The following is a 16,634-nucleotide window of genomic DNA, read 5'->3' on the forward strand; positions in this document are numbered from 1 at the left end:
CGGAGACAAGAAAGCGAATGCAGACCACGTTCCCACGATTGCTGCTCAAACATGCGGCCGAACGCCCCGGCGCCGCCGCCATGCGCGAAAAAGAGTACGGCATCTGGCAGGCGCACAGCTGGGCCGGCATGGCGCAGCTGGTGGAGCGCATCGCCTGCGGCCTGCATGAAGCCGGGCTGCAGCGTGGCGAGCACATGGTCATCATCGGCGCCAACCGGCCGCGCCTGTACGCCACCATGCTGGCCGCGCAGGCGCTGGGCGCCATACCCATTCCGCTCTACCAGGACGCCGTGGGCGCCGAGTGTGTCTTTCCCATCAACAATGCCGACGTACGTTTTGCGCTGGTGGAAGACCAGGAGCAGGTCGACAAGCTGCTGGAGATACGCAGCCAGTGCCCGCAACTGGACCAGATCATTTATGACGACCCGCGCGGCCTGCGCAACTATGCCGAGGCCGGACTGCAATCGCTGGACGCCTTGCTGGAAAAGGGTGAAGCCTTTGCCGCGAAACAACCCGGCTTCTTCAAGGGCGAAGTCGAAAAATCCCGGCCGGATGATGTGGCCGCGATGTTTTTCACCTCGGGCACCACGGGCAACCCCAAGGGCGTGGTCCACACCCACAACACCCTGCTGGACCGCGCCAAGGCCGGTGCCGACTTCGACAAGCTCACCTCCGGCGAGGAAGTGCTGGCCTACTTGCCACCCGCGTGGGTCGGCCAGAACATCTTCAGCTATGCGCAATGGCTGGCCTGCGGCTATGTGGTGAATTGCCCCGAAAGCGCGAGCACCGTGATGATCGACCTGAAAGAAGTCGGCCCGACCTACTACTTTGCGCCACCGCGGATTTTCGAAAGCCTGCTGACGACCGTGATGATCCGCATGGAAGACGCGGGCCGCATCAAGCGCGGCATGTTTAACTATTTCATGGGCGTGGCCAAACGTGCCGGCCCCTCGTTGATGGACGGGAAACCGGTGGGCGGGTTCGACCGCGTGCTGTATGCGCTGGGCAGCGTGATGGTCTATGGCCCGCTGCGCAATACGCTGGGTTTTTCGCGCGTTCGCGTGGCCTACACCGCGGGTGAAGCGATTGGGCCGGACCTCTTTACCTTCTACCGCTCTATCGGCATCAACCTGAAACAGCTCTATGGCTCGACCGAGACCGCCGTGTTTGTGTGCCTGCAGCCGGACAACGAAGCACGCGCCGATACGGTAGGGGTGCCGATCAGCGGCGTGCAAATCAAGGTGGCCGACAACGGGGAAATCCTGGTGAAGTCCGCCGGCCTGCTCAAGGAATATTACAAAAATCCCACGGCGACGGCCGAGGTGCTGAGCGCCGACGGCTGGTATCACACCAGCGACGCGGGCTTTATCGATGCCAGCGGCCACCTCAAGATCATCGACCGCGTGAAAGACGTGGGCCGCATCAAGGGCGGCGCCAACGACGGCGCCATGTTCGCGCCCAAGTATGTGGAGAACAAGCTCAAGTTCTTCCCGCATATCAAGGAAGTCGTGGCCTATGGCGACGGCCGCGAGAAAGTCTGCGTGATGATCAACATCGACTTCGACGCCGTGGGCAACTGGGCCGAACGCCGCAACCTGCCCTACGCCGGCTACACCGACCTGGCGCAAAAGCCCGAGGTCTACCAGCTCATCAAGGAATGTGTCGAAAAAGTCAACGCCGACCTCAGCGTGGATGCGCTGCTGGCCGGCTCACAGGTCAGCCGCTTCCTGGTGTTGCACAAGGAGCTGGACGCCGACGACGGTGAGCTCACACGGACGAACAAGGTGCGGCGCGGTTTCATCGCCGAGAAATACCAGCCGCTGATCGACGCACTCTATGGCGACAAGACCGAACAGTTCATTGAAACCGTCGTGAAGTTTGAAGATGGCCGATCCGGCAGCGTCAGTGCGACGCTGAAGATCAGCGACACCCAGACTTTTGCGCCAGTAAAGGCGGCAGCATGAACAACCAGCCACAACAAGCGCCTCGAATACCAGCTCGAGCCACGGAGCCGGCTTTGCCGGGCCGCAGGCGGGCGGCCCCCGAGGGGCTGGAGCCCGCGGCTCCAAGCCTGCCTGCGCAGGCTTGGACGGGCGACAGAGGCGAAGCGTCTCGCGAGCCGCGGCCTGCAAGGCCTCGCGCAGTACACGCAGTGACAAGCGTRGGGGTCTACATCCCATGAGTAAAAAGATCGGGGACGTCATATTGGACGTCAACAACATCAGCCTGAGTTTTGGCGGCGTCAAGGCCCTGTCGGATATCTCCTTCAATGTGAAGGAGCATGAGATCCGCGCCATCATCGGCCCCAATGGCGCGGGCAAGAGCTCCATGCTCAACTGCATCAACGGCGTCTATGCGCCGCAGCAGGGCTCCATCACTTTTCGCGGCCAGACCTTCAAGCACATGAACAGCCACCAGGTGGCGGTCATGGGCGTGGCGCGCACCTTCCAGAACCTGGCGCTGTTCAAGGGCATGAGCGTGCTCGACAACATCATGTCGGGCCGCAACCTCAAGATCAAAAGCAACCTGCTGCTGCAGGCGCTGCGCATTGGCCCGGCGGAAAAAGAAGAAATCATGCACCGCGAGGCGGTCGAAAAAATCATCGACTTCCTGGAAATCCAGGCCTACCGCAAGACCCCCGTGGGCCAGCTGCCCTACGGGCTGCAAAAACGCGTCGACCTGGGCCGAGCCCTGGCCATGGAGCCGCAAGTATTGCTGCTCGACGAACCCATGGCCGGTATGAACGTCGAAGAGAAGCAGGACATGTGCCGCTTTGTGCTGGACGTGAACGACGAGTTCGGCACGACGGTCGTGCTGATCGAGCACGACATGGGCGTGGTAATGGACATCTCAGACCGCGTCGTGGTGCTCGACTACGGCAAAAAAATCGGCGACGGCACCCCCGACGAAGTACGCAACAACGAAGACGTGATCCGCGCCTACCTGGGCACCAGCCACTGATATGGACGAGAACACCAAGATGAAATTACAACGCCCTCCGCAACCCACGGCATCCCAAGCCAGCGGCCGCCGCGGAACTGGCTTTGCCAGGCCGCAAGCGGCGTCCCCCGGAGGGGGAGAGGCCGCTACGCGAAGCGAGTCGGCAACAGGGGGGAGCTACTAGCATGGGTTCATTTCTTGAAACCATCATCGGCGGCCTGATGTCGGGCATGCTGTATTCGCTGGTCGCGCTGGGCTTTGTGCTGATCTACAAAGCCTCGGGCGTTTTCAATTTCGCGCAGGGCGCCATGGTGCTATTTGCCGCACTGGCCATGGCGCGATTTTCCGAGTGGATACCGCAATGGACGGGCCTGGACAACAAGTTCATCAACAACGCACTGGCCTTTGCGGCCGCGCTGGCCATCATGGTGGTGGTGGCCTGGTTGATTGAAAAGCTGGTGCTCAGCAAGCTCGTGAACCAGGAAGGCGTGGCGCTGCTGATGGCGACGCTCGGTATTTCCTATTTCCTGGACGGCTTCGGCCAGACCATCTTTGGCTCCAGCATCTACAAGATCGACGTAGGCATGCCCAAGGATCCGATGTTCCTGCTGGAAGGCGTCTTCCAGGGCGGCCTGCTGGTGAACCAGGAAGACCTGGTCGCCGCATTGATCGCCACCGCCCTGGTGGCAGCGCTGGCCGCCTTCTTCCAGTACACCAGCACAGGCCGTGCCCTGCGCGCGGTGGCGGACGACCACCAGGCCGCGCAATCCATCGGCATTCCACTGAACCGCATCTGGGTCATTGTCTGGAGCGTGGCGGGCTTCGTGGCCCTGGTGTCCGGCGTCATCTGGGGCAGCAAGCTGGGTGTGCAGTTTTCGCTCTCGGTACTGGCGCTCAAGGCGCTGCCGCTGGTGATTTTGGGCGGCCTCACATYGGTGCCTGGCGCGATTGTCGGCGGCCTGATTCTGGGCGTTGGTGAAAAGCTCGCGGAAGTGTTTATCGGACCTCACGTGGGCGGCGGCATTGAGATCTGGTTCGCGTATGTGCTGGCTTTGTGCGTTCTGCTCGTTCGGCCACAAGGCTTGTTCGGCGAGAAAATTATTGACCGTGTCTAAAGATGACGGCCCCCACGCTTGTCACTTCGTGTACTGCGCTGCCCCCCGAGGGGGTTGGCCTTGCTTGGGGCGGCCCGGCGCGGCGGCCGACCCAGCCCACTACCTCTTCCATTGCGATCTAACGGTGACGCACTAATATGTTTTACAGAGAAAACGGCCAGTTCAAAACCAACTACCGGGCGGACCAGCAGATCTTCCCGATCCTGCAAGACCGCATCGCCATCGGTCTGCTGCTGGCGTTCGCCTTCGTTGTCGTGCCGTTGCTGGCCAGCGACTACCTGTTTCGCGCCATCCTGATCCCGTTCCTGATCTTTTCGCTGGCTGCTGTCGGCGTAAACATCCTGGTCGGCTACTGCGGACAGATCTCGCTGGGCTCGGGCGCCTTCATGGCGGTAGGCGCTTACGGCGCCTACAACTTCTTTGTGCGCATTCCCGGCATGCCATTGATTCCTGCGCTGATTCTGGGCGGTCTGTGTTCCATGCTCTTCGGCATTTTGTTCGGCCTGCCCAGCCTGCGCGTGAAGGGTTTGTACCTGGCGGTGACGACGCTGGCCGCGCAGTTCTTCAGCGACTGGATGTTCCTGCGCGTCAAGTGGTTCACGATGGACACGCCTTCAGGTTCCGTGTCGGTGTCCAACCTGCAGGTCTTCGGCCTGCCGATTGAAAGCGCGCTGAGCAAATACCTGTTCTGCCTGGCCATCGTGGTGGTGATCACCCTGCTGGCCAAAAACCTGGTGCGCAGCGCCATCGGCCGTGAGTGGATGGCGATTCGCGACATGGACGTGGCGGCCGCGGTGATCGGCATACGGCCGATGTACGCCAAGCTCAGCGCCTTCGCGGTCAGCTCTTTCATCATCGGCATTGCCGGCGGCCTGTGGGCCTTTATCTACCTAGGCGCCTGGGAGCCGGCGGCCTTCTCGGTCGACTACTCCTTCCGCCTGCTGTTCATGGTGATCATCGGCGGCATGGGCGCCATCATGGGCAGCTTCTTCGGCGCGGCCTTCATCGTGGTGCTGCCGATTGTGCTGAGCCAGCTGCTGCCGGTGCTGGCGGGCTGGCTGGGTATTTCGATCTCCACGGCGGGTATCTCGCACGCGGAGCTGATGATTTTTGGCGGCCTGATCGTGTGGTTCCTGATTGTCGAGCCGCACGGCCTGGCCAAGCTCTGGGCCGTTGGAAAACAGAAATTGCGGCTATGGCCATTCCCCCACTGAAGATATGGCCCCCACGCTTGTCACTTCGTGTACTGCGCTGCCCCCCAAGGGGGCCGCTGCGCCTGCGGCCCGGCAAAGCCGGTTCCGCGGCCCCGGCTGGCATGGAGCTTCTGCTCGAAATCACCATTGCGGTGTCCGTTGTTAGGTCGTTTACTGAGGTGTCAGTTTTTCAGGGTGTTTATAAATTTTTCCAGGAGACAACAATGAAGATTCGTAACGTGATGTTGGCGGTGGCAATCCTCGCCACCGGCGCTTCGTCCCTCGTGGCGACCAGCGCATTCGCCCAGGCCAAAGAGCAATTCTTTCCGGTGCTGTCTTACCGCACCGGCCCCTATGCGCCCAACGGCGTACCCTGGGCCAACGGCTATGTCGACTACCTCAAGCTGGTCAACGCGCGCGGCGGCATCAACGGCGTGAAGATTTCGTTTGAAGAGTGCGAAACCGGCTATGACACCGCACGCAGCGTCGAATGCTATGAGCGCCTGAAGAGCAAAAACGGTGGCGCCACGCTGGTGCAGCCGTTGTCGACCGGCGCCACGTTTGCCATCACCGAGAAAGCTCCCGTCGACAAAATCCCGGTGGTGACTGTTGGCTATGGCCGCAGCGAAAGCGCCGACGGCTCCATCTTCAAATGGAACTTCCCGATTGCCGGCACCTACTGGGTTGCCGCCGACGCCATCCTCCAGGCCATTGCCAAGAAGGAAGGCGGCTTCGACAAGCTCAAGGGCAAGCGCATCGCGCTGGTCTACCACGACTCACCGTTCGGCAAGGAGCCGATTCCGCTGATGCAGGAACGCGCCGCCATGCACGGCTTTACGCTGCAACTGCTGCCTGTCACCGCACCCGGCGTTGAGCAAAAAGCCACCTGGCTGCAGGTCCGCCAATCGCGTCCCGACTACGTGGCGCTGTGGGGCTGGGGCATCATGAACACCACGGCCATCAAGGAAGCGCAGGCCACCGGCTATCCGCGCGAAAAGATGTACGGCGTGTGGTGGGCCGGTGCCGAGCCTGACGTGAAAGACGTGGCTGAAGGCGCCAAAGGCTACAACGCCGTGACCATGCAGCACGGTGCCGAGCCGAACTCCAAGCTGGTCAAGGATGTCATGGCCCTGGTGCACGGCAAGGGCCAGGGCACGGGCCCCAAGGAAGAAGTCGGCCAGGTGCTCTACATGCGCGGCGCCATGAGCGCCATGCTCGGCGTGGAAGGCCTGCGCTCCGCCCAAGACCGTTTCGGCAAGGGGAAAATCATGACCGGCGAGCAAGTCCGCTGGGGCCTGGAAAACCTGAACCTGACGCAGGCCAAGCTGGACGCGTTGGGTTTTGCCGGCGTGATGCGGCCTATCAGCACCTCCTGCACCGACCACATGGGCTCAGCATGGGCGCGAATCCACACTTGGGACGGCAAGGAGTGGAAGTTCACTTCCGACTGGCTGCAGGCTGACGAGCAGGTGATCAAGCCCCTGGTCAAGTCCACCGCTGCCAAATACGCAACAGAGAAAAAACTGACAGCACGCACACCCGCCGACTGCCAGTCTTGAGCGGCGTAGCGCTCAGACTGGCTTTGCCAGGTACTGACGGCACCCCACCCCAACCCCTCCCGCCAGGCGGGAGGGGCGCGGCTCTCGCGAGCCGCCAATTGGAAGGCCTGCACGCAGGCTTTCCAATTGGTCAGGAAAAAATATGGACACACCCAACATCGTTCTCAACGTCAACGGCATCGAGGTTATCTACAACCACGTGATCCTGGTGCTCAAGGGCGTCTCGCTGCAGGTCCCGCAGGGCCGCATCGTGGCCATCCTGGGCGGCAACGGCGCAGGCAAGACGACCACGCTGCGCGCCATTTCCAACCTGCTCAAGGGCGAGCGCGGGGAGGTGACCAAGGGCTCCATTGAGCTGCGCGGCGAGCGCATTGAAAACCTCTCGCCGGCGGACCTCGTGCAGCGCGGCGTGGTGCAGGTGATGGAGGGGCGCCATTGCTTTGCCCACCTGACCATCGAGGAAAACCTGCTGACCGGCGCCTACACGCGCAACAGCAAGGCCGAGGTGGCAGCCAACCTGGAGAAGGTCTACAACTACTTTCCGCGCCTGAAAACACGCCGCACTTCACAGGCGGCGTATACGTCGGGTGGCGAGCAGCAGATGTGCGCCATCGGCCGCGCGCTCATGGCCAACCCTTCCATGGTGCTGCTGGACGAGCCTTCCATGGGCCTTGCGCCGCAGATCGTCGAGGAAGTGTTCAACATCGTGAAAGACCTGAACCAGAAGGAGCAGGTCACCTTCTTGCTGGCCGAGCAGAACACCAACATGGCGCTCAAGTACGCCGACTACGGCTACATCATGGAAAGCGGCCGCGTGGTGATGGACGGCGCGGCGAACGAACTGGCCAACAACGAAGACGTGAAAGAGTTCTATCTCGGTGTGGGCGGCGGAGAGCGCAAGAGCTTCAAGGATGTGAAGAGCTACAAGCGGCGCAAACGGTGGCTGGCTTAGGGCCCCCACGCTCCGCCGCTGCGCGGGTCGCTGCCCCCCGAGGGGGCGCTGCGCCTGCGGCCCGGCGAAGCCGGTTCCGCGGCCCCTGCTGGCTTGAAGTCTCCGTATCGCACTGAGGTATTGACAGGATTTGGAAGATCGCGAATGACAACACACTACGACGCACTGGAAGTGCGAAGCCCTTCGGAACGCGAGGCAGCGCTGCTGATGGCCTTGCCGCAGCAGATTGCCCATGCCAAGACCCGGGCCCCCGCATTCACGGCCATCCTGAAAGACGTTGACGCGCAGGCCATCACGTCGCGCGCGGAACTGGCGCGATTGCCGGTCACGCGCAAGCACGAATTGCTTGAACGCCAGCAGGCCGAACGCGCGCCCGGAGGCAATGGCAATGCATTTGGTGGCTTCAGCGCCTTGCGCTACGGCGCGCACATGCCCCATGTTTTTGCCAGCCCCGGCACCATTTACGAGCCCGGCGGCAAGCGCAAGGACTACTGGCGCATGGCCCGGGCCCTGTATGCCGCGGGCTTTCGCGCCGGCCAGCTGATTCACAACAGTTTCAGCTACCACTTCGTACCGGCGGGCTCCATGATGGAAACCGGCGCGCATGCCCTCGGTTGCACTGTTTTCCCGGGCGGCACCGGCCAGACGGAGCAGCAGGTACACGCCATGGCGGAACTCAGGCCGGCCGGCTACATCGGCACACCGAGCTTTCTGAAAATCATCATGGAGAAGGCCGCCGAAATGAAGGTGGAACTGCCGACCGTGACGCGTGCCCTGGTTTCAGGCGAGGCGTTTCCCCCCAGCCTTCGGGACTGGCTCGGTGAGCGCGGCATTACCGCTTACCAGTGTTATGCCTCGGCCGACCTGGGCCTGATTGCCTATGAAACCGAAGCGCGGGAAGGCCTGGTTCTGGATGAAGGCGTGATCGTGGAAATCGTTCGTCCGGGAACGGGCGACCCGGTGGCTGAGGGTGAAGTGGGAGAACTGGTGGTCACGACGCTGAATCCCGGCTACCCGTTGATTCGCTTCGGCACAGGCGACCTTTCGGCAATGCTGCCCGGCACCTGCCCGACGGGGCGTACCAATGCGCGCATCAAGGGCTGGATGGGAAGGGCCGACCAGACCGTCAAAGTCCGCGGGATGTTTGTGCACCCCGGGCAGGTTGCCGACATTGCCCGGCGCTTTCCGGAAGTCATCAAGGCCAGACTGGTGGTCAGCGGAGAGATGGCGAACGACAGCATGCACTTTCAGGTCGAAACTGCGTCTGCCCAGCAAGGCCTTGACCAGCGTATCGGCGACGCCATTCGCGATGTCACCAAGCTGCGGGGAACCGTACAGCTGGTGGCGCCGGGAAGTCTCCCCAACGACGGAAAGGTTATTGAGGACGCCCGGAGCTATAAATAGCCCCCACGCTTGTCGCTTCGCGTACTGCGCTGCCCCCCGAGGGGGCGCTGCGCCTGCGGCCCGGCGAAGCCGGTTCCGCGGCCCCTGCTGGCTTGAACGCCTAGCCACTCTGACCGGGGGCTTGCCCTTACGTAGTTCCCGCGATGTTTGCGCAGTAAGGGGACCGTAAACTTGGCGCGTTCATTAAAGGAGACGCCCATGAAACGCCTGTTAGTCCTCGCCGCCGCTGCAACGGCCATGTTTGCTGCGTATGCGCAAGCCCCTGCCTTCCCCGGCTCCAAGCCCGTCACTCTTGTGGTCCCGTTCGCGGCCGGCGGCCCGACCGACCGTGTGGCGCGCGATCTGGCTGAAGCCATGCGCAAAGCCATGGGCGGCAGCGCCAACTTCGTGGTGGAAAACGTCAACGGTGCCGGCGGCACCATCGGTGCGGCCAAGGTCGCCCGCGCAACACCCGACGGCCACACGCTGCTGGTGCACCACATCGGCATGGCGGCGGCGCCGGCCCTCTACCGCAAGCTGCCCTACAAGGTGCTGGACGATTTCGAGTTCCTGGGGATGATCAACGAAGTGCCGATGACCATCATTGGCAAACCACAACTGCCGGCCAACAACTACCGCGATTTCGAAAATTACATTCGCGCCAATGCCGGCAAACTCAACATCGCCCACGCGGGGCTGGGTTCGGCATCGCACTTGTGCGGCCTGATGTGGCAGGCAGCCATCAATGCCAAAGACGCGATGACGACCATTCCCTTTGGCGGCACCGCGCCGGCCATGAATGCGCTGGTTGGCGGGCAGGTCGACATGATGTGCGACCAGACCACCAACACCACGGGCCAGATTGAAGCCGGCCGGGTCAAGGCCTTTGCCGTGACCACCGCCAAGCCGCTGAAGAACAACAAGCTGCTCAAGGACTACCCGACGCTGCAGGAAATGGGGCTCAAAAACTTTGACCTGACCATCTGGCACGGCATGTACGCACCCAAGGGAACGCCCGCGGCCGTCATGACCCAGCTCAACAACGCCCTGAAGGTGGCGCTCAAGGACCCCGACTTCATCAAGAAGCAGGAAGGCCTGGGCGCCGTGGTGGTGACCGACAAGCGTGTGGAGCCTGCCGCCCACAAAGCATTCGTCTCCGCGGAAATCAACAAACTCAAGCCCGTGATCGATGCCGCCGGCAAGTTCGCCGACTGATCCGTTGACCGTTTGACTGCCAGCCGCCCGGTTCGCGCCGGGCGGCTTTTTTCATGCCCGCCGGGTTTAACCCCCTTGAAGCGCCAGCCTCTGCACGCTATCTTCATGTGGTTCGCCCGGCCCGTGCGCCATCCCCTGGAGACCCCCTTGAACAAAAACCCCATTCTTTCCCGTCGTTACGGCGCCTTCCTGGCAACCGCACTGACCGCCATCGCAACCTTCATGGCCTCGCCCTCGGCATGGGCACAAAGCGCCGGCTGGCCTGCCAGGCCCGTCAAAATCGTCGTGCCCTTCGCACCTGGAGGTACCACCGACATCCTGGCGCGCGCCATGGCGCCAGAGCTCTCCAAGGCATTCGGCCAGTCCTTTGTGGTGGAGAACCGCGCCGGTGCCGGCGGCAATATAGGCGCTGATGTGGTGGCCAAGTCGGCGCCCGACGGCTACACCCTGCTGATGGGAACCGTCGGCACGCACGGCATCAACAAGTCGCTGTACAGCAAGATGGCCTACGACCCGCAGAAGGACTTCGCGCCCATCACGCTGGTAGCGGGCGTACCCAACGTGATGGTGGTGAATGCCGAAAAGGCCAAAGCCGCAGGGATCAACAACGTCACGGATTTCATACGCGCGGCCAAAGCCAAGCCCGGCACTTTCAACATGGCCTCCAGCGGCAATGGCACATCCATTCACCTGGCGGGAGAACTGTTCAAGACCATGAGCGGCACTTACATGACCCATTTCCCCTACAGTGGCTCGGGCCCTGCGCTGTTGGCGCTGGTGGGTGGCGACATGGATGTGATGTTCGACAACCTGCCGTCTTCCATGCAGCTCATCAAGTCCGGCAAGCTCAAGGCACTGGCCGTGACCAGCTCGGAGCGTTCGGCCGCATTGCCTGACATTCCCACCATTGAGCAAGCTGGCGGCCCTGCAATGAAAGGCTTTGATGCCAGTTCATGGTTCGGCCTGCTGGCACCGGCGGGCACACCGGCAGACATCGTCAATCGCATCCAGCAGGAAGCCGCGAAAGCCCTGGGCACGCCGGCGATGAAAGAGAAGCTGCTTGCACAGGGTGCCATTCCGAGTGGCAATACGCCCCAGCAATTCACTGCTTTCATCAATGCCGAACACAAGAAATGGGCGCAGGTGGTGAAGGCCTCGGGGGCCAAGGTCGACTAGGCGCGCCAGGAGCAGATCAACCAGCCCTAGCGGTCAAGAAAGCCCTGTTAACAGGGCTTTTCTTATGGACGGCGAATGCGCTTGCAGCAGTCAGACGCCCCAGACCACCTCATGCCCCGACTTCAGGTTGCGCTGGAGCATGTCAATAAAGGGCATGGCGCGCTGGCGCAGGCCCAGACCGTCACCGGGGACGACGCCGTCCTCGGCATTGGCGTCGTGGGCTTCTTCGTGGGCAATCGCGTCCTTGAGCGCCGCAATGGCCGCCGGCATCTGTTCGGGCAGGATGATGCCTTTGGCAGCCGGTTCTTTACCGATGATTTCGAGGACCTTGCGGCCGTTGGCTTCGAGCATGATCACGTCGCCGGCGTCTTTTGATTTGAATTTGTAAAGCATGGTGACTCCTCAAGTTGGATAGACAAGCCATTATGGAAAGTTTTGAAGTGTGTGTATGTAGGCAGGCTTCACTTCCTGGGGGCCCGGTCCGGCCGCACGGCTCAAGCAAAATAGCGGCCTATGTTCAATATCGCCACTGTCCCCAAGTCGGCCCGCCAGGCGCTTAGCCAGGACGGCCTGAGCCTGCTCAAACCGGCCGAGCTGACGGCCACGCTGGAACTCGGCGCCGCCTGGGCACCGGGCTGGAATGCGCTGACCGCCTCTTGGGACCGCCTGCCGCCGGATGCACACCTGAAGGACGGCGGGCACTACCGCAAACGCCGCCATGCCTGCTTCATCCAGGAACTGGCAACGGGCGCGCTCATGCAGACCCCACACCGCGCGCACTGGCAACCAACCGACTACAACGCCCTGCACGGTGGTTTTGAACGCTGGTTTGATCCGGTGGAACCGGCCGTGTCCACTGCTGCAGCGTGGACAGATTTGCTGGCCGCGCTGGGGCGGCTTTTTGCGCAAGTACAGCCAGCTACGCGCTGGCATATTGAAGCGCATCAGTTCCGCATTGACACCGAAGGCGGTGTGGGCCGGCCCACGCCCGAAGGCGCACACCGTGACGGCGTGGACTTTGTGGTGGTGATGATGGTGGCGCGGCATGGCGTCAAAGGCGGCGAAACCCGTGTTTTTGATGCCAATGGCCCGCACGGCGTGCGCTTTGTCATGCAGGAGCCCCTGACCGCCCTGCTGCTGGACGATGCCCGGGTCATTCATGAAACGACGCCCATCCTGCCGGTCGATGGCAGCGCCGGCGGCGGTTTTCGGGACACGCTGGTGCTCACTTACCGGGCAGCCGGCTTTCAGGCCCCCTGAAATAGGCGTGTTGGCCGGGGTAACACCCGTTTCCCGGTGTTGCGAAAAACGCCGGAAAACCCGCTTGACGGATTTACTTTAAACCTAAACAATTAAGGTTGAATTAATCCAGAGAGTACGCATTCATGCACATTCTTTGCCTGGGCGGTGGTCCCGCAGGCTTGTATTTCGCCCTGCTGATGAAGCTGCAGAACCCGGCCCACCAGGTGACGGTGGTTGAGCGCAACCGGCCTTTTGACACCTTCGGCTGGGGTGTGGTGCTGTCCGACCAGACGCTGGGCAACCTGCGCGTGGCCGACCCAGTGAGCGCGCAGCTGATCGGCGATGCGTTCAACCACTGGGATGACGTGGAAGTGTTCTTCAAGGGCCGCTCCGTGCGTTCGGGCGGCCACGGGTTTTGTGGCATTGGCCGCAAGCGCCTGCTCAATATCCTGCAGGAGCGCTGTATCGCGCTGGATGTTGACCTGGTCTTTGAAACCGATGTGCAGGACGACCAGGCGATTGCTGCGCAGTACAACGCCGACGTGGTGATTGCCAGCGACGGCCTGAACAGCCGCATCCGCAACCGCTATGCGGAAACCTTCAAGCCCGACGTGGAGTTGCGCGCCTGCCGCTTTGTCTGGCTGGGAACGCATAAAACCTTTGATGCCTTCACCTTCGCGTTTGAGCAGACCGAACACGGCTGGTTTGCCGCACACGCCTACAAGTTTGACGAGAACACTTCGACTTTCATCGTCGAGACGCCCGAAGCCGTCTGGAAGGCCCACGGACTGGACCAGATGAGCCAGGAGGAGGGCATCGCATTCTGTGAGCGCCTGTTTGCCAAATACCTGGACGGCAATGCGCTGATGAACAACGCCACGCACGTGCGCGGCTCGGCGATCTGGATTCGCTTTCCGCGCGTGGTGTGCGAGCGGTGGGTTCACGAGGCTTCCATCAACGGCAAACGGGTGCCGATCGTGCTGATGGGCGATGCAGCGCACACGGCGCATTTCTCGATCGGCAGCGGGACCAAGCTGGCGCTGGAAGACGCGATTGAATTGGCCAACTGTTTTGCGCAGCACGGTGATGCCGCTGCGGCGCTCGAAACCTATGAAGCCCTTCGCTCGGTGGAGGTGTTGAAGATACAGAATGCAGCGCGCAACTCAACCGAATGGTTTGAGAACGTGGACCGCTACAGCGGCATGGAAGCCGAGCAGTTCTTTTACTCGCTGCTCACGCGCTCGCAACGCATCAGCCATGAGAACCTGCGCGTACGCGATGCCGCGTGGCTGCAGGGCTATGAGCAGTGGCTGGCGCGCCAGGCCGACAACAAGCCCGCGCCCCCGCCCATGCTGCTGCCGCTCAAGGTGCGCGAGCTTTCACTGAAGAACCGCATCGTCGTCTCACCCATGGCCACATACAGCGCGGTTGACGGCGTTCCGCAAGACTTTCACCTGGTGCACCTGGGCGCGCGCGCACTGGGCGGCGCTGCGCTGGTATTTGTCGAGATGACCGCGCCGTGTGCAGAGGGTCGCATCACGCCCGGCTGCCCGGGTCTTTGGAACGAGACGCAGGCCAAGGCCTTCAAACGCATTGTGGATTTTGTGCACGTCTCGGGCGCCGGCGCCAAGATCGGCATGCAGCTGGGTCACAGCGGCCCCAAAGGCTCTACGCAGGTCGGCTGGGAACAACCTGACGAGCCGCTCGCAACCGGCAATTGGCCGCTGCTGGCGGCCAGCGCGGTGGCTTACGGCCCGACCAACCAGACACCGAAAGCCATGACGCGCGCCGACATGGACCGCGTCAAGGCCGAGTTCGTGCAGTCCGCCCGCTACGCGGCCGAAGCTGGTTTTGACTGGCTGGAGTTGCACTGTGCCCATGGCTACCTGCTCTCAAGCTTTATCACGCCGCTGACCAACCAGCGCACGGACGACTACGGCGGCAGCCTGGAAAACCGCTGCCGCTTTCCGCTCGAGGTATTTACTGCCATGCGCGAAGTCTGGCCCGCCCATCTGCCTATGAGCGTGCGGATCTCGGCGCACGACTGGGCGCCAGGCGGCAACACGGCCGACGACGCCGTTGCGATTGCGCGCATGTTCAAGGCTGCAGGCTGCGACTTCATCGACGTGTCGTCGGGCCAGACGACGCGAGCGGCCAAGCCGGTTTACGGCCGCATGTATCAGACGCCGTTTGCCGACCGCATCCGCAACGAGGTGGGCATCCAGACCATTGCCGTCGGTGCAATCTCGGAAGTTGATCATGTCAACAGCATCATCGCCGCAGGGCGCGCGGACCTATGCGCGATTGCCCGCCCGCACCTGGCTGACCCGGCCTGGACGCTGCACGAGGCCGCCAGGCTGCAAAGCCGGCATGTGGATTGGCCCAAACCCTACCTGAGCGGCCGCGACCAGCTTTACCGTGAACTTTCGAAGCAAAAAGAGCTTGCAGCCCAGGAAGAACGTGCGCAAGCAGCTATCAAATAGATAGCACCAATTGAGACCACCAGGAGCACACCATGGATATGGAAGCAAGAGGCCACAGCGAACACCCCGAGGCCCTGCGGCTCTGGCTGCGCATGCTGACCTGCACGCAGCTGGTCGAAAAGCAGGTGCGCACGCAGTTGCGCGAGCAGTTCGACACCACCCTGCCGCGCTTTGACCTGATGGCGCAACTTGAACGCAGTCCGGAAGGGCTGAAGATGAACGAGCTGTCGCGCCGCATGATGGTGACTGGCGGAAACGTGACCGGCATTACCGACCAGCTGGTGGCCGAAGGCTTGGTGGAGCGCGTGGATGTCGAGGGCGACCGCCGCGCCTACAGGGTTCGCCTGACGGCACGCGGTCGCAAGCTGTTTGACGAAATGGCGAACCAACATGAAGCCTRGATCGTCGCCGCCTTTGAAGCTTTGTCCCCGCGCGAGGTCGAATCGCTGCACAAGCTGCTGGGCAAGGTCAAGCAACACCACAACGCACTGCTGGCTGACAGCAAACTGGAAACAACATGAAGCACTACATCGGCCTGGCCAATCCCATGCATGCGCAGTTTGACGCGCTTGCCCATCACCAGGCGGAACATTTCGCCTATTCCTTCGACGCCGGCGTCGCGACGTTGACGCTGAACCGGCCTGAACGCAAGAATCCGCTGACGTTTGACTCCTACGCCGAGCTGCGCGACCTGTTTCGCACTTTGAATACGGCCACGGACGTGAAGGCCGTGGTCATTACCGGGGCGGGCGGCAATTTCTGCTCGGGCGGTGACGTCCACGAAATCATCGGTCCGCTGACAAAAATGACCATGCCCGAACTCCTCGAGTTCACCCGCATGACAGGCGACCTGATCAAGGCCATGCGCCTTTGCCCACAACCCATCATCGCGGCCATTGACGGCATTTGTGCAGGGGCCGGTGCCATGATGGCGCTGGCGGCCGACATGCGGCTGGGCACGGCCCAGGCCAAGACGGCCTTCCTTTTCACCCGCGTGGGGCTGGCCGGCGCCGACATGGGCGCCTGCGCGTTGCTGCCGCGCCTGATCGGCCAGGGGCGCGCGTCGGAGTTGCTCTTCACCGGCAGGGCCATGAGCGCACAGGAAGGCCTGCAGTGGGGTTTCTTCAACGCACTGCACGAGCCGCAGGATGTGCTGGCACAGGCGCAAAAGCTGGCGCAGGAGCTGGCCGACGGCCCGACCTTTGCACACGGCATGACCAAGACCATGCTTCACCAGGAATGGGCCATGACGCTGGACCAGGCCATAGAGGCCGAGGCGCAGGCCCAGGCCATCTGCATGCAGACGCAAGATTTCACACGCGCTTACGAGGCTTTTTCGGCTCGGCAAAAACCGGTGTTCCGCGGCGATTGACCGG

General features: G+C 62.3%; 14 protein-coding genes. 13 read left to right on the forward strand and 1 reads right to left on the reverse strand.

Annotation, left to right across the window (positions count from 1 at the left end; translation table 11 throughout):
* The first annotated feature begins 17 nt into the window (after nt 1-17).
* From AC1D0Z_RS01675 to AC1D0Z_RS01715, 9 genes are all read left to right on the forward strand, one after another.
* Nucleotides 18-1,964, forward strand: coding sequence for an AMP-dependent synthetase/ligase (locus AC1D0Z_RS01675; protein WP_477656516.1), 1,947 nt, complete (start codon nt 18-20; stop codon nt 1,962-1,964).
* Nucleotides 1,965-2,178: 214 nt separating this feature from the next.
* On the forward strand, nt 2,179-2,961 hold the full coding sequence (locus AC1D0Z_RS01680) for an ABC transporter ATP-binding protein (protein WP_477656517.1): 783 nt from the start codon (nt 2,179-2,181) through the stop codon (nt 2,959-2,961).
* A 164-nt stretch (nt 2,962-3,125) separates the two neighbouring features.
* On the forward strand, nt 3,126-4,055 hold the full coding sequence (locus tag AC1D0Z_RS01685; protein WP_477656518.1) for a branched-chain amino acid ABC transporter permease: 930 nt from the start codon (nt 3,126-3,128) through the stop codon (nt 4,053-4,055).
* Between the two features lie 137 nt (nt 4,056-4,192).
* Nucleotides 4,193-5,269 (forward strand): branched-chain amino acid ABC transporter permease, encoded by a 1,077-nt coding sequence (locus AC1D0Z_RS01690; protein ID WP_477656519.1) that lies wholly within the window; start codon nt 4,193-4,195, stop codon nt 5,267-5,269.
* Nucleotides 5,270-5,472: 203 nt separating this feature from the next.
* Entirely contained in the window at nt 5,473-6,807 is a 1,335-nt protein-coding gene (locus AC1D0Z_RS01695) for an ABC transporter substrate-binding protein (RefSeq protein WP_477656520.1), read from the forward strand.
* A 142-nt stretch (nt 6,808-6,949) separates the two neighbouring features.
* Nucleotides 6,950-7,759 carry an ABC transporter ATP-binding protein gene (locus AC1D0Z_RS01700; protein ID WP_477656521.1) on the forward strand — a complete coding sequence of 270 codons (810 nt, stop codon included), beginning with the start codon at nt 6,950-6,952 and terminating at the stop codon, nt 7,757-7,759.
* Nucleotides 7,760-7,903: 144 nt separating this feature from the next.
* Nucleotides 7,904-9,163 carry a phenylacetate--CoA ligase family protein gene (locus AC1D0Z_RS01705; RefSeq protein WP_477656522.1) on the forward strand — a complete coding sequence of 420 codons (1,260 nt, stop codon included), beginning with the start codon at nt 7,904-7,906 and terminating at the stop codon, nt 9,161-9,163.
* A gap of 198 nt (nt 9,164-9,361) precedes the next feature.
* Complete coding sequence (locus AC1D0Z_RS01710) at nt 9,362-10,357, forward strand: tripartite tricarboxylate transporter substrate-binding protein (RefSeq protein ID WP_477656523.1); 996 nt, start codon at nt 9,362-9,364, stop codon at nt 10,355-10,357.
* Between the two features lie 222 nt (nt 10,358-10,579).
* Nucleotides 10,580-11,533 (forward strand): Bug family tripartite tricarboxylate transporter substrate binding protein, encoded by a 954-nt coding sequence (locus tag AC1D0Z_RS01715; protein WP_477656574.1) that lies wholly within the window; start codon nt 10,580-10,582, stop codon nt 11,531-11,533.
* A 90-nt stretch (nt 11,534-11,623) separates the two neighbouring features.
* On the opposite strand, the gene AC1D0Z_RS01720 is transcribed toward AC1D0Z_RS01715, so the two are convergent.
* Entirely contained in the window at nt 11,624-11,926 is a 303-nt protein-coding gene (locus AC1D0Z_RS01720; protein ID WP_477656524.1) for a DUF1840 domain-containing protein, read from the reverse strand.
* 120 nt (nt 11,927-12,046) lie between these two features.
* Between AC1D0Z_RS01720 and AC1D0Z_RS01725 the strand changes: the two genes are divergently transcribed.
* The 4 genes from AC1D0Z_RS01725 (at nt 12,047) to AC1D0Z_RS01740 (ending at nt 16,630) form a co-directional block, all read left to right on the forward strand.
* Nucleotides 12,047-12,793: a 2OG-Fe dioxygenase family protein gene (locus tag AC1D0Z_RS01725; RefSeq protein ID WP_477656525.1), complete on the forward strand. Its 747-nt coding sequence runs from the start codon at nt 12,047-12,049 to the stop codon at nt 12,791-12,793.
* A 125-nt stretch (nt 12,794-12,918) separates the two neighbouring features.
* Nucleotides 12,919-15,258: a bifunctional salicylyl-CoA 5-hydroxylase/oxidoreductase gene (locus tag AC1D0Z_RS01730; RefSeq protein ID WP_477656526.1), complete on the forward strand. Its 2,340-nt coding sequence runs from the start codon at nt 12,919-12,921 to the stop codon at nt 15,256-15,258.
* 32 nt (nt 15,259-15,290) lie between these two features.
* Nucleotides 15,291-15,779: a MarR family winged helix-turn-helix transcriptional regulator gene (locus AC1D0Z_RS01735; protein ID WP_477656527.1), complete on the forward strand. Its 489-nt coding sequence runs from the start codon at nt 15,291-15,293 to the stop codon at nt 15,777-15,779.
* Nucleotides 15,776-16,630 (forward strand): enoyl-CoA hydratase family protein, encoded by an 855-nt coding sequence (locus AC1D0Z_RS01740; protein ID WP_477656528.1) that lies wholly within the window; start codon nt 15,776-15,778, stop codon nt 16,628-16,630. Before AC1D0Z_RS01735 ends, AC1D0Z_RS01740 begins: the two co-directional genes overlap by 4 nt.
* Nucleotides 16,631-16,634: the final 4 nt, after the last annotated feature.

This window comes from Polaromonas sp. P1_E3 (assembly GCF_056405935.1).